Origin of the sequence: Micromonospora fiedleri, assembly GCF_016774385.1 — a bacterium.
Lineage (GTDB): Bacteria > Actinomycetota > Actinomycetes > Mycobacteriales > Micromonosporaceae > Micromonospora > Micromonospora gifhornensis.
Window position 1 is genome coordinate 510219 of the sequence record NZ_JAETXL010000006.1, and the last position, 23526, is coordinate 533744.

21 protein-coding genes are annotated in these 23526 nt (G+C 71.5%); 5 read left to right on the forward strand and 16 right to left on the reverse strand.

The features are described from left to right. Window positions 1–100: 100 nt before the first annotated feature. Both JMF97_RS19420 and JMF97_RS19425 read right to left on the reverse strand, forming a co-directional pair. Window positions 101–949: an alpha/beta fold hydrolase gene (locus tag JMF97_RS19420; RefSeq protein WP_203222812.1), complete on the reverse strand. Its 849-nt coding sequence runs from the start codon at window positions 947–949 to the stop codon at window positions 101–103. Beyond that, window positions 949–2091, reverse strand: a complete 1143-nt coding sequence (locus JMF97_RS19425) for a DegT/DnrJ/EryC1/StrS aminotransferase family protein (RefSeq protein ID WP_203222813.1) — start codon at window positions 2089–2091, stop codon at window positions 949–951. Before JMF97_RS19425 ends, JMF97_RS19420 begins: the two co-directional genes overlap by 1 nt. 130 nt (window positions 2092–2221) lie before the next feature. Here JMF97_RS19425 and JMF97_RS19430 point away from each other — a divergent pair, with 130 nt between their 5' ends. Continuing rightward, entirely contained in the window at window positions 2222–3436 is a 1215-nt protein-coding gene (locus tag JMF97_RS19430) for a class I SAM-dependent methyltransferase (RefSeq protein WP_203222814.1), read from the forward strand. 68 nt (window positions 3437–3504) lie between these two features. Here the strand turns inward: JMF97_RS19430 and JMF97_RS19435 are convergent, their stop codons facing one another. The 14 genes from JMF97_RS19435 to JMF97_RS19500 all read right to left on the reverse strand — a co-directional run bounded on the left by JMF97_RS19435 (window position 3505) and on the right by JMF97_RS19500 (window position 19715). After that, the gene (locus JMF97_RS19435) at window positions 3505–5085 is read right to left on the reverse strand and encodes a GMC family oxidoreductase (RefSeq protein ID WP_203222815.1); all 1581 of its coding nucleotides are present in this window, start codon (window positions 5083–5085) and stop codon (window positions 3505–3507) included. Window positions 5086–5099: 14 nt separating this feature from the next. Beyond that, entirely contained in the window at window positions 5100–6293 is a 1194-nt protein-coding gene (locus JMF97_RS19440) for an acyl-CoA dehydrogenase family protein (RefSeq protein WP_203222816.1), read from the reverse strand. 26 nt (window positions 6294–6319) lie between these two features. Beyond that, complete coding sequence (locus tag JMF97_RS19445; protein WP_238359726.1) at window positions 6320–7618, reverse strand: aminotransferase family protein; 1299 nt, start codon at window positions 7616–7618, stop codon at window positions 6320–6322. 179 nt (window positions 7619–7797) lie between these two features. Then, window positions 7798–8691 carry a hypothetical protein gene (locus tag JMF97_RS19450; protein WP_203222818.1) on the reverse strand — a complete coding sequence of 298 codons (894 nt, stop codon included), beginning with the start codon at window positions 8689–8691 and terminating at the stop codon, window positions 7798–7800. Between the two features lie 32 nt (window positions 8692–8723). Then, window positions 8724–9653: a 3-oxoacyl-[acyl-carrier-protein] synthase III C-terminal domain-containing protein gene (locus tag JMF97_RS19455; protein ID WP_203222819.1), complete on the reverse strand. Its 930-nt coding sequence runs from the start codon at window positions 9651–9653 to the stop codon at window positions 8724–8726. Next, window positions 9650–10456: a hypothetical protein gene (locus JMF97_RS19460; protein WP_203222820.1), complete on the reverse strand. Its 807-nt coding sequence runs from the start codon at window positions 10454–10456 to the stop codon at window positions 9650–9652. The genes JMF97_RS19455 and JMF97_RS19460 overlap by 4 nt, the downstream gene beginning before the upstream one ends. Before the next feature lie 148 nt (window positions 10457–10604). Next, on the reverse strand, window positions 10605–11441 hold the full coding sequence (locus tag JMF97_RS19465) for an alpha/beta fold hydrolase (protein WP_203222821.1): 837 nt from the start codon (window positions 11439–11441) through the stop codon (window positions 10605–10607). A 72-nt stretch (window positions 11442–11513) separates the two neighbouring features. Beyond that, window positions 11514–12434, reverse strand: coding sequence for a YobF C-terminal domain-containing protein (locus JMF97_RS19470; RefSeq protein WP_203222822.1), 921 nt, complete (start codon window positions 12432–12434; stop codon window positions 11514–11516). Window positions 12435–12585: 151 nt separating this feature from the next. Next, on the reverse strand, window positions 12586–13362 hold the full coding sequence (locus JMF97_RS19475) for an ABC transporter permease (RefSeq protein WP_126710632.1): 777 nt from the start codon (window positions 13360–13362) through the stop codon (window positions 12586–12588). After that, complete coding sequence (locus JMF97_RS19480) at window positions 13362–14429, reverse strand: ABC transporter ATP-binding protein (RefSeq protein WP_203222823.1); 1068 nt, start codon at window positions 14427–14429, stop codon at window positions 13362–13364. Before JMF97_RS19480 ends, JMF97_RS19475 begins: the two co-directional genes overlap by 1 nt. Window positions 14430–14438: 9 nt before the next feature. Next, a complete protein-coding gene (locus tag JMF97_RS19485) occupies window positions 14439–15146 on the reverse strand; it encodes an alpha/beta fold hydrolase (protein ID WP_203222824.1) in 708 nt (235 codons plus the stop codon). A 114-nt stretch (window positions 15147–15260) separates the two neighbouring features. Then, window positions 15261–16529 carry a nucleotide sugar dehydrogenase gene (locus JMF97_RS19490; protein WP_203222825.1) on the reverse strand — a complete coding sequence of 423 codons (1269 nt, stop codon included), beginning with the start codon at window positions 16527–16529 and terminating at the stop codon, window positions 15261–15263. Then, window positions 16526–18628, reverse strand: a complete 2103-nt coding sequence (locus JMF97_RS19495) for a glycosyltransferase (protein ID WP_203222826.1) — start codon at window positions 18626–18628, stop codon at window positions 16526–16528. The genes JMF97_RS19490 and JMF97_RS19495 overlap by 4 nt, the downstream gene beginning before the upstream one ends. 16 nt (window positions 18629–18644) lie before the next feature. Next, entirely contained in the window at window positions 18645–19715 is a 1071-nt protein-coding gene (locus JMF97_RS19500; protein ID WP_203222827.1) for an alpha-hydroxy acid oxidase, read from the reverse strand. A gap of 159 nt (window positions 19716–19874) precedes the next feature. Here JMF97_RS19500 and JMF97_RS19505 point away from each other — a divergent pair, with 159 nt between their 5' ends. From JMF97_RS19505 to JMF97_RS31400, 4 genes are all read left to right on the forward strand, one after another. Beyond that, window positions 19875–20798: an alpha/beta hydrolase gene (locus JMF97_RS19505; protein ID WP_203222828.1), complete on the forward strand. Its 924-nt coding sequence runs from the start codon at window positions 19875–19877 to the stop codon at window positions 20796–20798. Window positions 20799–20871: 73 nt separating this feature from the next. Then, window positions 20872–21141 carry a phosphopantetheine-binding protein gene (locus JMF97_RS19510; RefSeq protein WP_013734709.1) on the forward strand — a complete coding sequence of 90 codons (270 nt, stop codon included), beginning with the start codon at window positions 20872–20874 and terminating at the stop codon, window positions 21139–21141. 6 nt (window positions 21142–21147) lie between these two features. Beyond that, window positions 21148–22650, forward strand: coding sequence for a class I adenylate-forming enzyme family protein (locus JMF97_RS31395; RefSeq protein WP_238359607.1), 1503 nt, complete (start codon window positions 21148–21150; stop codon window positions 22648–22650). Beyond that, on the forward strand, window positions 22647–23498 hold the full coding sequence (locus JMF97_RS31400) for an SAM-dependent methyltransferase (RefSeq protein ID WP_238359608.1): 852 nt from the start codon (window positions 22647–22649) through the stop codon (window positions 23496–23498). Before JMF97_RS31395 ends, JMF97_RS31400 begins: the two co-directional genes overlap by 4 nt. Window positions 23499–23526: the final 28 nt, after the last annotated feature.

The following is a 23526-nucleotide window of genomic DNA, read 5'->3' on the forward strand; positions in this document are numbered from 1 at the left end:
CGCGGTGTCGAACCCGGGGACGCCGTGGCCATAACGGTCCTCCTTGCCTGCCGGACACGCCCACGGCAAGCGTAGGAAGGACCGATTCCTGCCTCATCTCTCAGCGTGCTCCAGCCAGGACCTCCGCGAGCCGGTCGGCGAAGGCGAACGGGTGGGTCACGTAGCCGACGTGGCCACCCGGGAAATGGGTGATCGACGCGTCGAGCTGCTCCGCCAACGCCAGGCCCGGACGGTACGGCCAGGTCGACCGCGAGTCTGTGCCGCCGGCCAACACCAACCGGCTCGCGTTCGCCCGCAGCACCCGCAGGTCGCAGACGACCGACGGATAGGTGCGGATCTCGTACTCGAACCAGAAGTCCTGGTTGCGGCGCAGCCGGTCGAGCAGCTCGGCGAGCTGTGGTCCGGGCAGTTCCACCTCGGGCGGCGGCCGGGTCGACGCGGTCATGCCCATGGTGGCGCGGAAGTGTCGTTGGGCCGCGGCGGCGCCCTCGCGGCGGTACCGGTCGTACAGGTCGGTGTAGAAGGCGAGCCATCCCTCGGCGTCGGGCAGGGCGGTGGCCAGCGGTGGCTCGTGCGCGACGACCGTGCCGACCTGCTCCGGCACCCGCTCCAGGGTACCCAGTGCCACGATGGCACCGGAGCTGCCGCCGAAGACGTGCGCCCCGGCCAGATCCAGGTGCTCGATCAGCCGGCCGATGTCGTCGGCGTCGTCGTCGGGCCGCCGATCGACGTCGAACGGCAGGTCGATGGGGCTGCGGGAGAAGCCGCGCCGGTCGTAGGTGACGACAGTGAATCCCCGGTCGGCGAGGGTGGTCGCCAGCGGACGCATGGGGGTGGCGTCACCGTTGCCGGTGGGCACGATCACCAGGCCGGGACCCTCGCCGCGGACCTCGTGGTACAGCCGGGCGCCGGGAACGTCGAGTAGGCCGGTGCGTTCGCGTACGCGCATCAGCGGGCCGACCGGACCTGGACGCGCCGGCGTACCGTCTCGGCGACCCGCTCGACCTCGGCGTCGGTGAGCGCCTGGTGGATCGGCAGCAGCAGGGTCCGCTCGGCCGCCTCCTCGGCGCACGGCAGCCGGGCGTCCGATCCGTACGCCTTGACCCGGTGCAGCGGCGGATACCGGAAGGAGGTGTAGATGCCCTCCTCGTAGAGGTCCCGGGCGATCTCGTCGCGGATGTCGCCGTCGAACTGGATCCAGTACATGTAGTACGACGTCTCGTGTCCGGTGGGCAGCGGCGGCGGGCAGGCCACTGCACCGACGCCCGCCAGCGCCTCGTCGTAGTGCGCCGCGATCTCTCGTCGCCGGGCGATGAACTCGGGCAGGCGGCGCAGCTGCACGGCGCCGATGGCGGCGAGCACGTCGTTGGTCACCGACCGGCGGGAGAACGAGGAGACCTCGAAGTCCCACCACCGGGTGCGCTGCCGCAGCGCCGAGTCGTAGCCGCTGGACTGTTCGAGGCCGAGGTAGGCGAGCGTGGGGGCGCGCTCGGCCAGCTCGGGGTCGCGCACGTAGAGCATCCCACCGTCCACCGTCACCACGATCTTGCCGTGGTCGAAGCTCCACGCCGCCATGTCACCGAAGGTGCCGCAGGCTCGTCCGTCCACCCGGGAGGCGACGGCGATCGCCGCGTCCTCGATGAGCAGGATCCCGTTGTCCCGGCACCAGTCCGCGATCGCCACGATGTCGCCGGGGTGGCCACCGTAGTGCAGCACGATCACCGCCCGGGTGCGCTCGGTGCGTACGGCGTCCAGGTCGGCGACCGACGGGTTGAGGGTGCGCGTGGCCACGTCGCAGAAGACCGGTCGGGCACCGGCCGCCGCCACCGCGTTGGCCACCCCGACGAAGCACACCGTCGGAATGATCACCTCGTCACCCGGGCCGATCCCGGCCAGCTCGACGGCGGTGAAGGTGGCCGCGGTGCAGGAGTTGAAGGAGGTCACCAACGGGCGCGGCACCCCGATGTGCTGGGCGAAGGCCGTCTCGAACTCGTCGACGCGAGCACCCTTGCCGATCCAGTTGGTCGCGAAGACCTCGGCGACCGCCGCGAGTTCGGCCTCGCCCAGCGACGGCTGAAAGATGTTGATCATAAGGTCCCCTCGTCGGTGGTAGCGACATCCTCACGCGAGGGCCACGGCGTCACATCTTCGGTTTTGCGCAGCCGAGCCGTTCCGCAACGTCGAAGAAGCCCCTCGCCGAAGGGCTCCCTACGCTGCCCGCATGACTTCATGCCGGATCTGCGGCGGCGCCGTGGGAGAACTCCTCGACCTGGGCCGGCAGCCGTCGGCCAACCGGTTCCTGAGTCCCGAGGAGGCGCCGCAGGAATACCTGTTCCGCCTGGCGATCGGCGCCTGCGACACGTGCACGATGGTGCAGCTCATGGAGGACGTGCCGCAGGAGGTGCGCTACCACCCCGCGTACCGCTACCTGGCCTCCGGGTCCGCGCTGCACCGCAAGTTCTTCGCCGGGGAGGCCCGACGTCTGCTGGAGACCGAGCTGACCGGGCCGGACCCGTTCATGGTGGAGATCGGCTGCAACGACGGGGTGCTGCTGGAGCACATCGCCCAGGCCGGCGTACGCCATCTGGGTGTCGAACCGGCGGCCTCCGTGGCGGCCCTGGCCGAGGCCAAGGGGGTCACCGTCCGCAACAGCTTCTTCGACGACGTCACCGCGGCCGAGATCCGTACCGGGCGCGGGGCCGACGTCATCTACGGCGCCAACACCGTCTGCCACATCGCCTACCAGGACGCGCTGTTCCGCGGCGTGGACACCCTGCTGGCGCCGGACGGCGTCTTCGTCATGGTGGAGCCGTACCTGGGCACCATCGTGCACGGCATGGCCTTCGACCAGATCTACGACGAGCACGTCTACTACTTCACCGCGCACTCGGTGCGGGCGATGGCGCGTACCTTCGGGTTCGAACTCGTCGACGTCGAAGACGTCCCGCTGCACGGCGGCGAGATCCGCTACACCCTGGCGCGGCCCGGTCGGCGTCCGATCCGGCCCGCCGTGGCGGACATGCTGGCCCGGGAGCAGAGCAGCGGGCTGATCGAGCGGGACACCCTCGCCCGGTTCGCCCGCGCGGTCGCGCAGATCCGCGAGGATCTGGTGGACCTGCTGCGCGGGCTGCGCGCCGAGGGTCGCACGGTGGTGGGTTACGGCGCGCCGGGCAAGACCGCGACCGTGACGACGTACTGCGGCATCGGTCCCGATCTGCTGCCGTTCACCTGTGACTCGACCCCGGCCAAGCAGGGCCTGCTGGTTCCCGGGTCACACATTCCGGTGCTGCCGCCGGCGGAGTTCGACGCGGCCCGGCCGGACTACGCGCTGCTGTTCGCCTGGAACCACGCCGAAGAGATCATGGCGAAGGAGAAGGCGTTCCGCGACCGTGGCGGCCGGTGGATCCGGTACGTGCCGCGGGTCCGCGTCGACTGAGCGGCCTACCCACCACGACGTGAGCGGTCATCCCTGGGGGGTGACCGCTCACGTTTGGGCTACCGGGTTCAGCCGGCGGCCGCCGCCGTCGCCGGTACCGGCACCGTGGCGCCGCCCCGGATCAGGTCGGCCGCCTTCTCCCCCACCATGATCACCGACGCGTGCGGGTTGCCCCGGGTGACCGTCGGCAGCACCGAGGCGTCCGCCACCCGCAGCCCGTCGATGCCGAGCACGCGCAGTTCCGGGTCGACGACCCGGCCCAGGGCACAGCTGCCCGCGGCGTGGAAGATGGAGTGCGCGTACCGGCGGGCGTAGTCGGCCAGGTCGCGGTCCGACTCCGAGGCCGGCGCCCGGTCCAGCGACTCGGCGTACGGCCGCATCGCCGGTTGCCGGGCGATCTCCATGCCGATCCGGACCGCCGCGACCGCGGTCTGCACGTCCGCCGGATCGGTGAGGTAGTTGTGCTGGATGCGGGGCTTCGCGGTCGGGTCGTCCGAGGCCAGCGTCACCGCTCCCCGACTCGCCGGGTTGAGCAGCACAGGCCCGCAGGACAACGCGTGCGCGGTGGGCGGCGCGAGGCCGCTGTCCACGAACATGATCGGCGCGGCGAAGAACTCCACGTCCGGTCCGGGCAGGTCGGCACGGGTACGCACGAAGCCGCCCGCCTCCGGGCCGTTGGAGCACAGCGGCCCCTGCCCCTGCTCCATGAACAGCTGCACGTTCTCCGGCGCACCCGACACCAGCAGGCTCACCGGCTGGGAGTGCACGTAGTTCAGCGGAATCAGCAGGTGGTCCTGGAGGTTCTGCCCGACCTCCGGCTGGTCGAGCACGACCTCGATGCCCAACGCCCGCAGCAGGTCGGCCGGCCCGATCCCGGAGTGCATCAGCAGATGCGGCGAGTTGTACGCCCCGGCGGCCAGGATCACCTCGCGTCCGGCCTCGATGGTCACCTCGGCGCCGTGCCGTCGCCCGGTCACCCCGGTGGCCCGCCCGTCGGAGATCAGCACCCGGTGCACCTGGAGATTCGTCTCGACCACCAGGTTGGGCCGGTCCAGCGCGGGCCGCAGGAAGGCGTCGGCGGTGCTCCACCGGCGGCCGTCGCGCTGGGTGACCTGGAAGAAGCCGAAGCCCTCCTGCTGCGGGCCGTTGAAGTCGTCGTTGGCGGCGTAGCCCGCCTCGGTGGCGGCTTCGACGAACGCGCCGCAGCTGACGTTGCGGGACCGGCCGTCGGAGATCCGCAACGGGCCACCGACACCGTGGTACGGCGACGCGCCGCGCTCGTTGTCCTCAGAGCGCAGGAAGTACGGCATCAGTTCGTCGTAGGACCACCCCGGCTGGCCCCAGCCGTCGTAGTCGATGCGGTTGCCCCGGACGTACACCATCGCGTTGATCGAGCTGGAGCCACCGAGCCCGCGTCCGCGCGGCAGGTACACCCGGCGACCGGCCAGGGCCGGCTCGTCGTGGGTGGAGTAGTCCCAGTCGTACTCGGTGCGGAAGAGTTTGCTGAACGCGGCCGGCACCTTGATGTTGGGGGCCGAGTCCTCGGGGCCCGCCTCGATGAGGCAGACCGTGACGTCGGGATCCTCGGTCAGCCGGGCCGCGATGATGCAGCCGGCCGAGCCCGCACCGACCACCACATAGTCGTACATGGTGTCCTCCAGCTCTAGATGTAGAGCGTGTTCGGCGACAGTCCACACAGGACCCTGCCGTACAGCTCCATGTTGGTGGGCGGATAGTGCAGCGCGTGCATGGTGACGGCGTGCATGTCCCGAGCCATCCGCTGGATCGGCACGTCGAGGTAGATCGAGGAGCCGCCGCTGGCCTGGTTGAGCAGGTCGACCACCTCGCGGCCCAGGCGGCACACCGAGCCGACGTCGGCCCGGGAGCGGGCCCGGTCCAGCACCGTCCACGGTTCGCCGGTGCGCCCCCGCTCGTTGACGAACGTGGCGATGCGGTGGCCGTGGAACTCGGCCTCGTCCTTCTTCATCACCGCTTCGGCGATCTGCAGGTGGGTGATCGGCGCCTCGGCCTGGCTCTCGTACCCGGTGTAGGTGATCTTCCGTCCGGGCAGCCGTTCGAGGAACAGCTCGATCGCGCCCCGGGCCAGACCGATCACGGTGCCGACCGAGGAGGCGTTGGCGACGCCGAGCAGCGGCGCCCGGAACATCGGCGAGTCCGCGTTGGCCTTCGAGGCGTACTGGCCCTGCAGGATCGCGCCCAGCGGCATCACCCGGTGCTGGGGCACGAAGACGTCCTGGGCCACGGTGGTCACACTGCCCGAGCCGCGCATGCCCGAGGTGTGCCAGTCGTCGACGATCTGCAGGTCGGACATCGGCACCAGCATCATCAGCGGCTGCATGCCGCCGTCCGGTGTCGGCGACATCGCGATGATCTCCTGCCAGTGGCTGTGCCAGGCGCCACTGATGAACTGCCACCGGCCGTTGAGCGTGAGGCCCCCGTCGGTGGGTGCGGCCATCCCGCTCGGGCTCAACGTCCCGCAGATCCGCACGTCCGGGGTGGCGAACACCTCGTCCTGCACCTCGTCGGGGAACAGGCCTACCATCCAGGTGGGAATCCACCAGACCGAGGCGGTCCAGGAGGCCGCGCCGTCGCCGCGCGCCAGTTCGGCCGCCACCTCCACAAGCGTCTCGGCGCTCGACTCGAAGCCGCCGTAGCGGGCCGGCACCCGCATCCGGTACAGCCCGGCGGCGGCCATCGCCTCGATTGTCTCCTCGTGCAGCCGGCGATGCTCCTCGGCCCACGGCGCGTGCTGACGCAGCAGGGGAACGAGTTCAGCGGTGCGGCGGACCAGTTCCGCATGCGTGGGTGCGGTGGCCAGGGTCACGGCGTCCTCCATCGGTCGAGTCGGTGGGTGCGAGTGCGTCAGCACGGGGCGAGCGTGCCGTCGGGGTGCAGCCGACGCAGGACCTCCACCGTGGCGGCGGTCGCCCGTCGGGCCTCCGCCTCCGTGAGCACCAGGGGCGGGGCCAGGACGAGGTTGGAGCCGTACGGCCGGACGATCACACCGTGCGCCCGGCGGACCTCGAAGGCGACCGCGATGACCTGGTCCCAGCCCATCGGCGTACGGTGCACCGGCTCGCTGATCAGCTCCAGCGCCGCCAGCGTGCCCTCCACCCGCAGGTCACCGACGACCGGCAGGTCCACCGCCGGGGCCAGCCCGGAACGCAGCCAGCCGGCGATGCGACGGGCGTTGCCCAGCAGGTCCTCCCGCTCGATGATGTCCAGCGTGGCCAGGCCCAGCGCGCACGCCACCGGGTGGCCCTGGAACGTGTAGCCGTGGAAGAAGCCACCGTCGCGCAGCAGCGCGTCGGCGATCTCGTCGCGCATCAGGGTGGCCCCGAGCGGCGCGTAACCGCCAGCGATCCCCTTGGCCATGGTGATCATGTCGGGCTGCATGCCGAGCTTGTCCGACATGAACCACTCACCCAGCCGGCCGGGGGCGGTGACCACCTCGTCGGCGATGAGCAGGATGCCGTGCCGGCTCAGCACCTCGCGCACCCGCGGCCAGTAGTCGGCCGGCGGCGCCAGCACACCCGCACCCGCCATCACCGGCTCACCGAGCATCGCGGCGATGTTGCCGGCGCCGATCCGGGCGATGGTCTCCTCCAGCTCGGCGATCAGGAAGTCGGTCGGGTCCTGATCCGGGTAGAGCTGGTCGGCCCGGTAGAGGTAGGGCGGCGACAGCTTCTCCACGTGCGGCAGGTTCGGCCCGACACCGAACTGCATGGGCGGGAAACCGGTCGCCGTACCGCTGCCGTAGGTGGCGCCGTGGAAGGCGTAGTGCCGGGCCAGGATCCAGGTGCGGTCGGGCTCGCCCTGCCGGTGGTGGTACAGCCGAGCCGCCTTGATGGCGGTCTCCACCGCCTCCGAGCCGCCGCTGCTGAAGGCGACCCGTTCGATGCCCTCGGGCGCCAGCTGGGCCAGCCGGGCGGCGAGCCGGATCGCCTGGTCGTTGCTGAACTCGTACAGGCTGGTGAAGAACTCGATCCGGGACATCTGCGCGGCGGCGATCTCGGCCATGTCCCGTCGGCCGTGGCCGATCGGTGAGTGCCAGACACCGCCGCCCGCGGCGTCGAGCAGCTCGTTGTCGTCGGCGTCCCACACCGTGCAGCCTTCGCCGCGGACGATGACGACGCGCTCGGTGACGGCGCCGTTGGGCATGGAGCGGATCAGGTGGCGGCGGTCCAGGTCGGCCAGTTCCGCTGCGGTGGCCCGGCCCGGGATGGTGGGCTGGGCGAGCTTGTTGGGAGTGATCGTCACACCCTTCTCCTCACATGAGTGGGCTGACCGACATGGTGGCAACGGCCGGATATCCGGGTCCTCTTCGAACATGCGCTTGTCTATGCGTGCCGAACCTGTTGCGGCCGGGCCAGGTCGACGACACACTCGCCCACCGTGTCGAGCCGAGGCTCGTGATCGATCAGGCGGACCCGGTCGACGGCGGCGCGGCGCCAGCCGGCCACCCCGGCGGCGAAGGCAGTCCACGGTCCGGTGCACGGCAGCCCGGCCGGGGCGGCCACGGCCCTGCCCGCCCCGGCGGCCGACACCGGTACGCCCCGCGCCAGCGCGCCACCGACCACCAGCGCCTCGCCGCGGTCACCGTTGGCCAGTCGCGCCCGGACCAGCCCGGTGGCGGATTCGGTGCAGACCCCGGTGCGCAGCTGCACCCGCAGCTCGCCCAGCTCCCCGGCCCGGTCGAAGATCAACGCGGTGGCGCGGTTCTCGGTCGGTTCCGGCGCCTCGCCGGCGGCCGGATCGCGTAACAGCGCCGTCTGTTCCAGGATCACCACCGCCGCCCGGGACAGGTCGTGCGACCCGACGTACGCCGCGGCCACCCGCAGCGCCAGGAACGGGGTGACGATCCCGTGGTCGGCCACCGCGAAGCTCAGCGGCTCCCCCGGCAAGGCCGCCGCGAGCCAGCAGGACGGCCACTGGGTCTCGGCGTCCGGCGTGCCGTGGGCCAGCACCACGAGCCCGATCGGCCGGTCGGCGCAGGCGAGCTCGCCGGCCAGGTCGGCGACCATCTCGGTGTAGGTGCTCCGGGTGCGTCCCCGGTAGTCGGCGACGTCGACGGTGAGCCCGTGGGCGACGCCCAGGTCGGTGAGGATCCGTACGCCCGGCGCGCGATACGGCCGCCCCCGGGGGTACGAGCGGGTGACGACCGCGGCCAGCGGCAGCGGGAAACGGCCGTCCGGGCCGCCGGGTCCCGCCGTCGGCGGCCCGGTCACGTACACGGTGCTGTCCTGATCATCCGGGGCCTCCCTGGTCAGTGCCGGACGACCGTCGCCGCCAGCGTGGCCCCCAACCCGGCTGCGGTCAGCACGTAGTGGTCACCCGGGCGCAGCCGGCCGGAGGCGAGCGCCGCCTGGTACCCGAGGAAGGGGTCGGCGCCGAAGCAGTGGCCCAGCTCGGCCTGGTTGTCCAGGAAGAGCCGGCTCTTCGGCAGTCCCGCCCGGGTCAGCACCCGCCACCAGGAGATCCGGTTGACGTTGTGCGGCAGGACGAGGGTGATGTCGGCGATGCTCAGGCCGGCCTGCCGGGTGGCGGCGAGGATGACCTCGGCCAGCACCTCGGTGTAGCGCCCCTGGAACTCCTCCTGGAGCCGAGGGCTCAGCTCGGGCGCCTCGTGGAACTCCCCGAGCGTGCGGGTGGCGTACGACAGCACGCGGTCGCGGTCGCCGCCCGGACCGATCAGGACGGCCGCCACCCCCTCGCCCAGCACCGCGGAGTCCACGATGAACTGGGCCACGCCGGTGAAGGTCTTCTCCCCGGTGAGCAGCAGCGCGAGGGCGTCCGGGTCGCCGTCGGCGGCGAGCAGGCGACCGCAGGTGTCGATCGCGAGCAGCGCCGAGGCACAGGCGTGCTGGCTCAGCGTGAAGGGCAGCGCCTGGTGCAGGCCCAGTTCCGCGCGTGCCTGCCACAGCGGGGTGTGCGGATAGGGGGCGGTGTGCTGGATGGTCGGGGCGTGGACCAGGTACCGCACCCGCGGCGCGTCGGTGGCGAGGCGGTCCAGCCGCCGCCCCGCCGCCACCAGTTGCTCCGCGAGGTTGCCCGGTGGGTCCCGGCGGATCCGACCGAAGCCGTAGTACTGCTGGTACAGCCCTGCGTCGACCTCGATCCCGAGCTCCGCCAGGTGATCTGCCACCGCGACGCTGCGCGGTGGCAGATAGCTGGCGACGGCGAGGATCGACGTCACGCGCGCTTCGCGACCGGTTGTTCGGTCGGTGCCGGCGACACCGGGGTCGCGTCACCGCGCTGGTGCAGACCGAAGGCGTGCAGCAGGACCAGGATGGACAGGCCGGTGAACCAGAACTGCGTGGCGATGTTGGCCGGCAGCCACCAGAGACTCACCATCGGTCCGGGGTAGTAGTTTCCGCTGAGCCAGCCGACCAGCGACCAGAGGCCGAGGAAGAGGCCGAACCCGCCGAGGAACCAGGCCAGCGGTTTGCCGATGCCGCGCGAGTAGCTTCGGGCGAGGTTGATCACGCCGATCGAGAGCAGGGCCGTGCCGAAGGCGACAAGCAGCCAGGAGTAGATGCCGACCCGGATGGTGAACCACTGCCCCGACGCGTAGGTCTGGGTGATCGCCGCCGCCAGTGTCTCGTCGCCCTGGGCGGCGAGCAGTGCCTTGGCGGTCTCGGGTGACACCCAGCCGTCGTACATGTAGGTCAGCACCCACAGCACCGCGCCCATCGCCAGCGCGATGAAACCCATCGGGGTCCAGCGGCTGTCGCCGACCTGTCGGGCCAGCAGGATGACCGCCCAGCACCCGATGGCCCACAGCAGCGGCCCGGCGAGCATCTGCTCGTGGTAGAGCTGCCAGTCCTTCTCGTTCACCATCAGCTTCGCGAACGACAGCATGAACTCGTCGCTGCCGAACGTGCCCATCTCCTCGGTGATGGCCGGATGCCGCCGGCCGCCGTTCATCTGCAGCATGCTCCCGGCCAGCAGGAGCAGCCCGCTGAAGAGCAGAAAGTTCCGTCCAAGTGGGCGTGTCACGTGATGCTCCTTCCGTGCGTGCCGGATCGGGCCTCAGCATCCCGCCGTCGGACGGGCCGGATCCACTTCCGGATTGCGCTGCTACGCACGGGGTGACGGCGACGGGCCCCGGGAGATTTCCCGGGGCCCGCGCTGCTGGTGACGCCGGTCAGCCGGCGGTGTGCTCCACGAGCGCCGCGACGAACACGTCCCAGGTCTGCGGCGGCACCTCGTGGCCGGCCTTCTCCAGCACCAGCAGGTTCGCCCCGGGGATCGCCTTCTGCAGGGCCTGGCCGTGCTCGACGGGGAAGATCGGGTCCAGCTCGCCGTGCACGACCAGGGTCGGCTTGGCGACGCTGCCGAAGTCGATGCGGCTGCCGGTGTCGATGACGAAGTGGTTCACCAGGCACGCCGCCACGTTGTCGGTGCGGTCGACGTCGGCCTCGGCGAGGGCGCGGGCGGAGCCCTCGTCGAAGTAGACCGACGGGCCGGAGTAGCGCTGCTGGAGGCCGACGATGAACTCGACAACTGCCTCGCGGTCCTCCGGGTTCGGGCCGCCGGAGCTGGTGTACTCGATGAAGTCCGACGACATCGGCGGCAGGTCGTGGTCGCCGGTGGTGGTCGAGACGAGGGTCAGCGAGGCGACCCGGTCGGCGTACTGGTCCGCGGCGACCAGGGCGATCGCTCCGGCCATCGACCGGCCCACCAGGTGGGCACGGTCGACGCCGAGCGCGTCCAGGATGCCGATGGCATCGGTGGCCATGTCGGGCAGCGAGTACTCCGGGCGGCCGGGCGGGTAGTTCGTCGAGTGCCCCGTGTCGCGGTTGTCGAACCGGATCACGTACCGACCGGCGGCGGCGAGCCGCTCGCAGAGCTCCGCCTCCCACCAGAGCATGGATGCCGAGGCACCATGGATGAGCAGGATGGCCGGATCATCGGGCTTGCCGAAGGTCTGCACACACAGGTCGACCCCGTTCGCTTCGATGATCTTCTCGCCGTTCGACATGTTGACTCCTTGATCAGTGCCGCCTTGGCACGCTACGGAAACGCCGGGATCGTCGACCCCGACCGGTGTTACTCAGGTGGCCGGGCCGGGCTGGTCGTCGATCGCCTCGACGAAGGCCTGCCGCAGCTCGGCGTAGGTGGGCCCGAGCGCCCGGAAGGTCGCCGCCGCACGGGCGTACTCCTGGGTCATCAGGTCGAGTTGCAGCGAACCCACCAGCAGCGCCTGACGTTCCAGGATCTCGGCCGGGCCGTGGCTGCCCAGTCGACGGTAGAGCATCGCGGCGTCGGCCAGCCGCCGCGCGCCCGCCTGCACCTGGAACTCGACGAGGTACTTGTACTGCATCGACTTCAGGTCCCCCTCGACCAGTTGCGCCGCCCGCTCGGCCGCCTCCGGGATGCCCGGCGCGGAGAGCAGGTCGACCGCGGTGTGCATGGCCGCCCGCAGCACCGTCTCCCGGTCGACCTCGCGGACCCGCCGGAAGTTGAACCGCACCGCGTACGCGTCGGCCTCGTACGCGAAGGTGTTGCCTTCCCAGGTTTTCAACAGCGCATCCACCCCGACGGTGACGAACGGCCACCCGATCACGTCGTGCGCCCGCACGGTGTCGCCCTCGACACCGATGACCACGATGTTGTGGTCGGCACCGACAGCCTGGCCCAGGCCCGGCACGTAGGGCAGCAGGCCCATCTCCACCGGGCCGGCCAGCACCGGCTTGTCCCAGGTGGCCTGGCGGAGCACCGCCACCGCGTCGGTCGGCGAGCCGTGGATCCGGTCGCACTCCCAGCCGGCCAGCTCCATCGCGTTGTCGATGCCGAACTCGGGCCGCCAGGCCGGCGAGGAGAAGTAGATGATGTCGTCGCCGTGGATGGCGAGGCCGAACGGCGAGCCGCCGGCGATCTCCAGCACCGCCGGACCGGGACCCTCGTCGCCGAAGAGAATCGACAGCGAGTTCGCTGCGCAGTAAGGGCTGTTGCCCAGATAGGTGAGCGTCATGCTCCGAGTTTCGGGCAGCCGCGCGGCGTGCGTCACGAGGCCGGGACGCATAGAGCACCCTGGAAGACGCCCGAGTGCCGCCGTGCCGGAGGCAGCCGGATATCCCGGTCGCGCCCGACACGGCGACCGGGATATCCGGCACGAGCGCGGATCAGACCGCGCGCTGGTAGGCGCGGAACGCACCGGTAGCTAGCCGAGCCATCACGACGAGCAGGAGCAGCAGCAGACCGAGGCGGCCGAAGACGACACCCCACTGCGGGTCCGCGCCGAGCGCCTGCCGGGCGGCCGTCACCGCCCAGTCCACCGGGTTGAACTTCGCCACCGTCTGCATCCACCCTGGCAGCAGGGCCGGCGCCATCAGGACGGTGGAGAGGAAGGTCAACGGCAGCACCAGGAACATGGACATGCCGATCAGGGTCTCCTGCGAGCGCACCACCAGCGCCATCGCGCAGGAGAACGCCGCGAAGATCAGCGCCAACAGGGTGGCCGAGACGATGGCCAGCAGCACGCCGACCACGCCGCCGTCGAATCGGGCGCCGATCAGCAGGCTCACCGCGAACACGATGAGCGCCTGGACGACGGTGACCACCGCCCAGTACGACAGCGCCCCGTTGATCATGCCGGACCGGCTCACCGGCGAGGTCAGGCTGCGGTCCATCACGCCGGTCTTCATGTCGTCGATGAACATCGTCCCGGCCCAGTTCGCCGACATGATCGCGGTCATCACGATCACGCCCGGCGTCAGGAAGGTGATGTAGGACCCGCCGCCGAACCCCGGCATGTCACTGACGCTGCTGAAGAGCTGACTGAATAGCAGCAGCCACACCATCGGCTGCATGAGCGTGAAGAACAGGTATGCCGGCTGCCGAGCGAGGATCCGCATCGAGCGGCCGGTCAGGTAGTTGGAGTGGCGCAACGTCGTGATCATCAGGCTGACTCCTCCTCGCGCCGGTCCTCCTGCGCGGACCGGTACGAACGGCCCGCGTGGTGCAGATACACCTGTTCCAGCGACGGCCGGGCGGCGGTCACGGTCGCCAGCGGTACGCCGGCCGCCTCGAACGCGGCGACCACGCCGGCCAGCACATGGCTGGCGCTGGCCGTACGGGCGTACAGGTCGGTGCCGTCCACGGTGACCTCGTCGATGCCGTCGACGCCCAGCAACGCCGCCCGCGCCGGCTCGACCAGGTCGGGCGAGGCGACTCCGGCGTGGATGGTGTCGCCGGCCAGCCCGTCCTTGAGCTGCTCGGGCGAGCCGCTGGCCACCACCGTGCCCCGGTCCACGATCACCAGGTGATCGGCGAGCCGGTCGGCCTCTTCGAGATAGTGGGTGGTGAGCAGGACGGTCAGATCACCGGCGCGGGTCAGGTCAGCGATCGCCGTCCACAGTTCGCTGCGTGCCTCCGGGTCGAGGCCGGTGGTCGGCTCGTCGAGGAAGAGCACCTTGGGCGAGTGGATCAACGCCATCGCCACGTCGAGCTTGCGCTGCATGCCCCCGGACCACTTGCGGGTGATCCGCCCGGCCGCCTCCGACAGGCCGAACCGGGCGAGGATCGCGTCGGCGTCCCGCCCCGCGTCGGCGCGGTTCGCGCCGTAGATGCGGGCCTGGAGGATGAGGTTCTCCCGGCCGGTCAGGTTCGGGTCGAAGCTGGGCTTCTGGGGGACGTAGCCGATGACCCGGCGTACCGCGGTCGGGTTCTTGGCGACGTCGATGCCGGCCACCAGGGCGGTGCCGGAATCCGGTGTGGAGAGGGTGGTCAGGATCTTGACCGCGGTGGTCTTGCCGGCGCCGTTGGGACCCAGCAGGCCCAGGATGGTGCCCTGCGGGGCGGCGAAGCTGACCCCGCGCAGGGCGGGCACCGGCGGCGGGGCGTTACGACCGCGACCCCGGGCGGCCGGCGGGGCGTAGCTCTTGACCAGATCGACCGCCTCGATGCCGGCCCGGACCTCGGCCCTCGCGTCGGGTGGCTCGGTCTGGTTGCGGGTGGTGACGGACACGCTGTCCTCCTACGGATGGGAGACGGTGGGGCGCGGGGCCCGGGCCGCTTCGAGTCGCTCGACGACCTCGTCCGGCCGACTCAGGGCGGCGAGATGCCCGCCGTCCATCTCGTCGGGGACGATCCCCAGGCGGTCGCGGACGAGGCGGCGCTGGAACTCGGCGGGGAAGAACCGGTCCTCACGGCAGAGCAGGTACCGGGTGGGCACGTCCGGCCAGGCGGACAGCGGCCAGGGATCGGCGAACAACCGGTCGGACTGCTCACGCGGTGGATGCCGCAGCGCCTCCTCCAGCACATCCGGTGGCAGGTCGTGCAGGAAGGTGGTCATCGGGTCGAACGGCGCGTCGGGGTCGCGGCCGTCGTGCACGTCCTGGGCGCGCCGGGCGGCGTCGGCGCCGGTGGCCGCCCACCACTGTCCCGCGGACTCGCCGGGTCGCGGCACCATCGCGTTCAGCAGCACCAGCAGGTCGACCGGCCGCCGGGCGCACACCAACGGCCCGACGAAGCCGGCCAGCGACTGCGCCACCACGACCAGGTCCCGACGCTCGCCGATCGCGTCCACGACCACGTCCACGTAGCGGTCGAGCCCGGCCGAGTCGTCGTCGCAGGGCAGGTCCGGGGCCACCACGTCGTGCCCGCGGGCGCGCAGCAGCGGGGTCACCCGGTGCCAGAACCAGGAGTCTGAGCCCGCACCGTGGAGCAGAACGTAGGTGGCCATGCCGGTCCTCTCTTTGCGGGCATGCCGGAGCGAAACCACGTAATCAGAGGCGGGTGGCGGGGTAAAGGACAGCCACGACACTGAGCAACCTGGAAGAAGGGGCCGGGACAGCCACTACAGCACCTCGACGTGCGGATCCCCGGCGTGGGCCAGCACGCCGCGCGCGTCGAACAGCAGCCGGGCGTGGGCCGTCAGCACCTCGGGCTGGTGGGCGGTGTGGTCCTGGAGCAGCAGACTCAGGTCCGCCGCACGCAGCGCCGCCGTCAGGTCGGCGGTCGCCGGCACCGGCTCGCCGTCGACAGTGAAGCGCGGGGTGAACGGATCGTGGTAACTCACCCGCGCGCCGCGCGCCCGCAGGTCACGCACCACGTCGTACGCCGGCGACATCCGCACGTCGCGGATGTTCGGTTTGTACGTCACGCCGAGCAGCAGCACGTGCGCCCCGGCCAACTCGCCGCCGTGCGTGCGCAGCAGGTCCGCGCAGCGTTCGACGACGTACGCGGGCATGCCGGCGTTGATCCGTTCGGCCGCGTCGATGAGCGTGCTCTCCAGCCCCACCGAGCGCGCCTTGAACGCGAGGTAGTGCGGGTCCACCGGGATGCAGTGGCCGCCCACGCCCGGCCCCGGCCGGAACGGCTCGAAGCCGAACGGCTTGGTGGCGGCGCAGTCGACCACGTCCCAGATGTCGATGCCGAACCGGTGGCAGAAGATCGCCATCTCGTTCACCAGCGCGATGTTGACGTGCCGGTACGTGTTCTCCAGCAGCTTGGCCATCTCGGCCTCGCGGGTGCCCCGGGCCCGGACCACCTTCTCCACGAACCTGCCGTACAGCTCGATCGCCCGGGTCCGGCAGCCGGGCGTGTAGCCACCCACCACCTTCGGGGTCTTGGCCATGGTGCGGATCCGGTTGCCGGGGTCGATCCGCTCCGGGGAGAACGCCAGGTGGAAGTCGACTCCCGCGGTGAGGCCGGAGGTCTGCTCCAGGATCGGCCGCACCACCTCGTCGGTGGTGCCCGGGAAGGAGGTCGACTCCAGCACCACCAGCATGCCGGGACGCAGTCGGGCGCCCACCGCGGCGGCCGCCGACCGTACCGCCCCGAGGTCGGGGCCACCGTCGGCGTCCAGCGGCGTCGGGACACAGATCACCACCGCGTCCGACGCGCCGAGCGCGGCCGGGTCGCTGCTGACCGTGAATCCCGCGATGCTCATCGCGGTCAGGTCGTCGTCCAGCACGTCGTCGATGTGCGAGCGGCCGGCGGCAAGCTCGGCCGTCACCACCGGATCCACGTCGTAACCGATGACCACCATGCCGCTGGTACTCATCTGCTGGGCCAGCGCGAGCCCGACGTAGCCCAGGCCGCACACTGTCACGTCCGCTCTCATGCCAGCGATCCCTCCTCGGCCGGCACGGTCCCACCTGCCTGGTGCATCCGGACGACCTGGCCGCGGGCCACGTCGATGTCGAACTCCGCGCCGCTCCACACGTCGGCCGGGTCCACCGGCTGGGGCTGCTCCACCACCGCGTTGCGCGACTCGGTCAGCCCGTCGAGCAGCCACTCGTAGTGCTCCGGCCGGACCTGCTCGGCCTCGCAGAAGTCGCGCAGGGTCGCCACGTAGAACGCCATGATCTCCGGGTAGTGGGCCGCGATGATCCGCTCGGCGGCCTGCTCGGCCACCACCTGCTTGTCGCTGAACGCCGCCGTGGCCAACTCGGTGAGGGTCGCCTCGGAGAGCACCTCACGCTCGATGCTCTCGACCGTCTCCGGGGTGAAGATCCGCCGGAGCACCCGCTCGCGCACGATGTCGCGCTGCTGCGGGCCGTGGGCGTAGAACCGGATCGCGTTCTGGAACATCCAGCGCAGCGGGAACAGCACCCGCTCCGGGAACGCGGTCTGCTCGAACATGACGTCCGGGTAGGCCCGCATCTCCTCCTCGATCTCACCCTGGATCCGGGTCATGTGCAGGTAGAGACCGGTGGCTCGTTCCAGCGCCGCGCTGCGGGTCTCGCCGTAGAAGACCGTCTGCCGGTGGAAGAAGTTGCGCACCATCTTGATCAGCCGGTCGGTCTCGGTCTCCGCGAAGACCTCGGCGGGGCCCAGCCGCAGGCAGCAACCGACCGCCTGCAGCACCCGGCCGGACTGGTAGTCGCTGCCGGTCGCGATCCGCAGGCCCGGGCGGCGCAACTGGTGCTGACCGCCGATGGCGAAGCTCCAGACCCGGAAGGTCTTGAGCGCGTCGCTGCTGTCCGGGAAGACCATGGTCTCCGGCAGACCCATCCCGGCGAACGCCCAGAACAGGAACAGGTCGTGCCCGATCAGGGTGTGCCACCGCCACTTCTCGTCCCGGTCCACCCCGCCGTTCTCCAGGAAGACCAGCGCCGCGTCGAACCCGCTCACCGGGGCCCGGTCCAGCACCAGCGTCCGGTCGGCGAACAGGTAGGCCCGCCGGCCGGACGGGTCGACCAGCACCCCGAAGCGTCGACCGTGTTCGTCGACGCCGGCCAGCGGCACGGTGATCGTGGTCCCGTCCGCCGTCGTCACCGTCATCGCGTCGCCGATGCGCCGCCGCTTGCCCCGGGGCAGCTCCGCGTGGGCGCGTACGGTGGCCAGGTCGACCGGCACCGCGGACGGGTCCAGGCCGGCGGCGAGCAGCCGCAGCGGCTCGGCGAACGCCGGCCGGTAGTTCCGGAACAGCCGCAGCGCGGCGGTGAACTTGTAGGTCAGGAACGGCATGACGCCGTCGACGGTCGGGCTGTCGTCGAAGATCGCCGCGATCGACCGCAGGGTGTCCGGGTGGTAGACGGTGTCCCCGTCGGACACCGCGATCGTGGCGGTCTGCAACCGTTCCCAGCGCTGGTCCCGCCGGCACATCTCGTAGACGGTGGCGATGCAGGTGTCCACGCCCAGCCGGGCCGCGTTACCGGCGCCGGGCATCTGCTGGGGCAGGCTGACCAGCCGGGCCGGGCCCGGGTTGGTCTCGATCGCCTTCGCCACGATGGCGTCCGAGCCGTCCGACGAATTGTTGTCGACCATCACCACCACCAGCCGGTGCAGGTCGAGGCCCTCCTGGTGCAGCAGCGAGTCGATGGTGGCGGCCAGGTGCGGCGCCTCGTCCATGAACTTGATGACGATGAAGATGTCCCGACCCTCGCGGATCAGGGCGTCGATGTCGGGCAGCGGCCGGCTCTGCTCCTCGCCGAAGCGGGCCCGCCGGCCGCGCAGGAACCGTTCGACGACGCGGCGCTGGCCGGCCAGGACGTCGTCGCGCAGCTCGGTGCGACCGTCATCGATCAGTGCCGCCCGGTCCAGCAGGACCCGACGGGCGTCGTCGACCTGCTCCGGCAGCAGCGGGTCCACATCGGAGCTTCGGCCCAGCGCCAGCAGCGGGCTCTCGGTCGCGGTCTCGGCCGGTTGCCGACGGTTCAGCTCCGTCCACATCCGGTGGTAAAGGGGTTCAGCAGGGTTGCCCAGGAACGGGTTCACCAGACCTCCGTTGACGTCAGGGGTTGCGCAGTAGATGAGGGCCGATGCTCGCCACGTCCGGGCATCCGCAGGTGGCCATGACCAGATCGAGTTCGCGCAGGTAGAGGTCGAGCACGGCGCGTACGCCCGATTCGCCGTCGACGGCCAGACCCCACAGCACCGGGCGGCCCGCGAAGACCACCCGGGCGCCCGTCGCGACCGCCTTGAGCACGTCGGTGCCGCGCCGGACCCCGCCGTCGAGGTAGACCTCGGCCGACCCGCCCACCACGTCCAGCACCTCGGGCAGCGCGGTCATGGTGGCGACCGAGCCGTCCACCTGACGCCCACCGTGGTTGGAGACCAGCACTCCGCTCGCGCCGAGTTGCACCGCACGCTCGGCGTCCGAGGGCGCGACGATCCCCTTGACCACCAGCGGCAGATCGGTGACGCTGCGGATCCACTCGACGTCCTGCCAGGTCAGTCGCGGGTCGACCAGGACAGCGTTGAGGTCGGCGAGGGTCGGATCCTGCTCCGTGCCGACGGGCAGGTTGACCGGTCGTACGCCCGGCGGCAGGCGGAACGCGTTGCGGATGTCCCGGTCGCGGTAGCCGATCACCGGAAGGTCGACGCCGAGCACGAGCGCCCGGTAGCCGGCCGCCTCGGCGCGCTCGATCAGACTGCGGGTGAGGCCGCGGTCGCGCAGGCAGTAGAGCTGGAACCAGAGCGGGCCGGTGGCCGCCTTGGCCACGTCCTCCAGCGTGGTGCTGGAGAAGACACTCACGATGTTCAACAACCCGGCCGCCCCGGCGGCGCGGGCCACGGCCAGCTCCCCGTCGGGGTGCGCCATGGTGTGGTACGACGTCGGCGCGACGCCGATCGGACCGGCCAGCGGCACGCCGAGCGCCGTGGTGTCCAGCGTCCGGGTGCCGACGTCGATCAGCATCCGGGGCACCAGCGTCAGCCGGTGGAAGGCCTCCTCGTTGGCCCGTACGGTGCGCTCGTCCCCCGCCCCACCGGCCACGTAGTCCCACACGTCGGTGGGGAGCACGGCCTGGGCGACGGCGGCGAAATCCTCGGCGCGGACGAAACGGGTTGGTACGGCTGGCATCGTGTCCTCCGGTCGGAGACCCGGTCCCGGCGCGGTGCCACCGGGATCGTTACCGACGACTGTGCCTGCCCCGGCGTTGCTCTTGTTCTCCGAGAATGCGCAGCCCGCGCGGTGTTCGCCCGGCTGCGGTTCTGCCACGGTGGACGGCGGAGGTGTTCGGTGACACTCGATCCGTACACGGCCGCGTTCCTCCGCCGGATGCGCGCCACCCATCCCGACCTGGGCGCCACGGTGACCGATCCGGATCAGGCGCGCCGGATCCAGGACCGCGCCCGCTATCCCCGTGGACCGGAGATGGCCCAGGTGACGAACCTGACCGCGGACGGCGTCCCGGTCCGGATCTACCGCCCGGCCGGCTCGACGGGGCCGCTGCCGGTGGTGGTCTACCTGCACGGTGGCGGCTGGGTGCTCTGCGGCCTCGACACGCACGACGGGGTGTGCCGGCAGTTGGCCGACCGGGCGAAGGTGCTCGTGGTGTCGGTGGACTACCGCCTGGCACCGGAGCATCCGTTCCCGGCCGCGCCGGACGACGCCTACACGGCCACCTGCTGGGTGCAGCGGCGGGTGGCGCAGTGGGGTGGCGACCCCGACCGGCTCGCGGTGGCCGGTGACAGCGCGGGCGGCGCCCTGGCCGCCGCGACCTGTCTGCGCGCCCGCGACCTCGACTTTCCCCGGATCGCGTACCAGTTGCTCGTCTACCCGGTGACCGACTGCCTGGCACCCCGCACCCGGGACGACACCCACTCCCTGCTCACCGCCGAGCACATGCGCTGGTACGTGGCCCGGTACCTGCGGCACACCAGCGACGGGGAGCACCCGTACGCGTCGCCGCTGCGCGCCCCCGACCTCGGTGGCCTGCCGCCCGCCCTGGTCCTGCTCGCCGAGCACGACCCGCTGCGCGACGAGGGTGAGGCGTACGCCCTCCGGCTCGCCGAACACGGTGTGCCCGTCGAGACGCACCTCGTCGAAGGCCTCTTCCACGGTCTGTTCGGCCTCGGCGACCTGGTGCCGGTGGGCCGCCGCGCCGAAACCCTCGCGGTCGCCGGCCTGCGCGCCGCGCTACGTGGGGATGCGCACGTCTGAAGATTCCCTCGCCGCACGGCGGAGGGCAGATTGGTGGCACCCCCAAGGCAACCCCGCATCGAAGGGACGAGTCATGAACAACGACCCGGCAGAACTCAGCGCCAGGATCGGCCGCGTGATGGGCGAGGTACTGGTCCGCGAGCCACTCGGCGCCGACGAGGACTTCTTCAAGAGCGGCGGCGACTCGCTGCGCGCGGTGGAGATGCTCCAGCGTCTGGCCCGCCTGGACGGCTGGGCCGACCGGCTGGGCACGCCGGAGACTCAGGCGCGCCTGCTGGAGGAGGTGTTCGAGGTGGCCACGCCGCGGGCTCTCGCCGCAGCGGCGTACGCCTCCGCGAGCTGACCCACGATGCTCAGCGACCTGTGCCGCATCCGCGCCGACGCACCGGACGCGGTGGCCGTGCGGACCGCCACCACCCGCGGATCCTGGGTCGACACGACCTGGGCGCAGCTGTCCGCGGACGCCATGGCGGCGGCCCGACGTGCCGGGTGGCAGGCGCCCGAGACCCCTGTCGTGCTGGTGCTCGACGGCACCGCCGCGGGGATCGCCACCCTCCTCGGGCTCCTGGAGGCCGGCGTGAACATCGTGCTGTTGGAGGAGCAGACCTCCCACCTGGCCGACCCACGCTCCGCGGTCCACCTGCTCGGCGCGGACACGCTGATCGGCCCACCGGCGGCCCTCACCGCCGCCGGGAACCAGTTCGCGTACCGGTGGCACTACACCGAATACCGGGCCGACACCGGCCCGGCCGGTCCGGCCGCGAGCCGGTCCAGCCGGATCTACCAGCTGACCTCCGGCTCGACGGGTGAGCCGCGGGCGGCCCGGCAGACACTGCCCGGTGTGCTGGCCGGCGCGGTGGCGTACCGGGATCTGTTCGAGGTCACGGCGGACGACATCGTCCTGGTGACGGTGCCGCTGCCGCACTCGTACGGGCTGGCCGGGACGCTCTGCGCGTTGCTGGCCGGGGCGACGCTCATGACGTTGTCGCGGTTCAGCATCCGGTCCGTGCTGGCCGGTCTCGACGAGGGCGCCTCGGTGCTGCTCGGCATGCCCATGGTGTACCGGCTGCTGTCACCGGTGCTGCGGACCCGGCCCGCGCCGCCCCGGCTGCGCATCGCGCTCTCCGCCGGAGGGCCGATGAACGCCGCCGCCGACGCCGAGGCCCGGGCCGCGCTGCGGGTGCCGGTGCGACAGATCTACGGCATCACCGAGGCCGGCCTGGTCGCCTGCGTGCCGTACGCGGTGCAGGACTGGCCGGCGGGCAGCGTGGGCCGGGCGGCACCCGGCGTGAGCCTGCGCGTCGAGGCGATCACCGACCCGACGGACCAGGAGCCGGCGCACGCCGAGCCTGGCACGACCGGTCGGCTGCTGGTCCGCGGGCCGGCCCTGTTCGAGGGCTACGCGGGCAGCGACACACCACACCTGACCCCGGACGGCTACTACGACACCGGTGACATGGTGCGGCTGGACCCGGACGGCTTCCTCACCGTGCTCGGCCGCAAGGGCGCCTTCATCAACGTGGGCGGTCGCAAGGTCAGCCCGCAGCGGGTCGAGCGGCTGCTCGGCCAGCACCGGGCGGTCCGCGACGTCTTCGTCTTCGGCATGGAACGCGACGACGGCGAGCAGGAGATCCAGGCGGCCGTCGTCCTCAACCCCGACACCGGCGTCGACGAGGTGTTGGCGTACTGCCGGGCCGGTGCGCTGATGCCCTACGAGGTGCCGCACCACCTGCACGTGCTGGAGCGGATGCCCCGCACCGGCATGGGCAAGGTCGACCGTCAGGAGGTGCTGGCGGCGACCCGTCAGCCGCCGACCCCACCCCCAATCACCCGACAGGAGAGCACACGATGACGAGCACCATGTCTGAGCAGGCGTACGACCTCGGCGGAGTCGGCGACACCGCACTGTGGATGGCGGCCTACCGGGCCCGGGAGAGCCGCCGCCCGGACCGCCTGTACGACGACCCGTACGCGGAGCTGCTCGCCGGCGACAAGGGGCGGTCCCTGCTGACCCACTTCCACACCCCGCACGCCAACGACGACGGCAACCCGTACCTGGCCATCCGCACCCGCTGGTTCGACGACCTGCTGGCCAACCTTCCGCCCGGCTCACAGGCCGTGGGGCTGGGCGCCGGACTGGACACCCGGTCGTACCGGATGGACTGGCCGGAGGGCGTCACCCTCTACGAGATCGACCAGCCGGCCGTGCTGGCGTACAAGGAGAGCCGGCTCGCCGGGTCGGGCGCGAAGCGGCGGGTCGACTGCCGGACGATCCCGGTGAACCTCAGCGACGACTGGGTCAGCGCGCTCGCCGCCGCCGGCCACGACCCCTCCCGCCCGACCACCTGGTTCGCCGAGGGGGTGCTGTTCTACCTGCCCGAGGAGGGTGCCCGGCAGGTGCTGCGCGACGCGGCCGAGCTGTCCGCCCCGGGCAGCCGTGTCGCCGCCGACCTGGTCGGCACCGGCATCTTCAAGTTCCCGTACACCCGGCAGTTCCTCAAGCGGCTCGAAGAGGCCAACAGCCCCTGGCGGTTCGGGGTGGACGACCTGCCCGCCTTCCTCGGGTCGGCCGGCTGGAGCGGCGTCGAGGTGGTCGAGCCGGGCAACCCGTCGGCCAACTACGGCCGGTGGCCGGAGAACGCCTCGCCCACGAACATTTCGATCCTGCCGCGGATCTACCTGGTCAGCGGCGTCAAGTAGGGCGCACGACGAAGGGGGCCGGGCGACG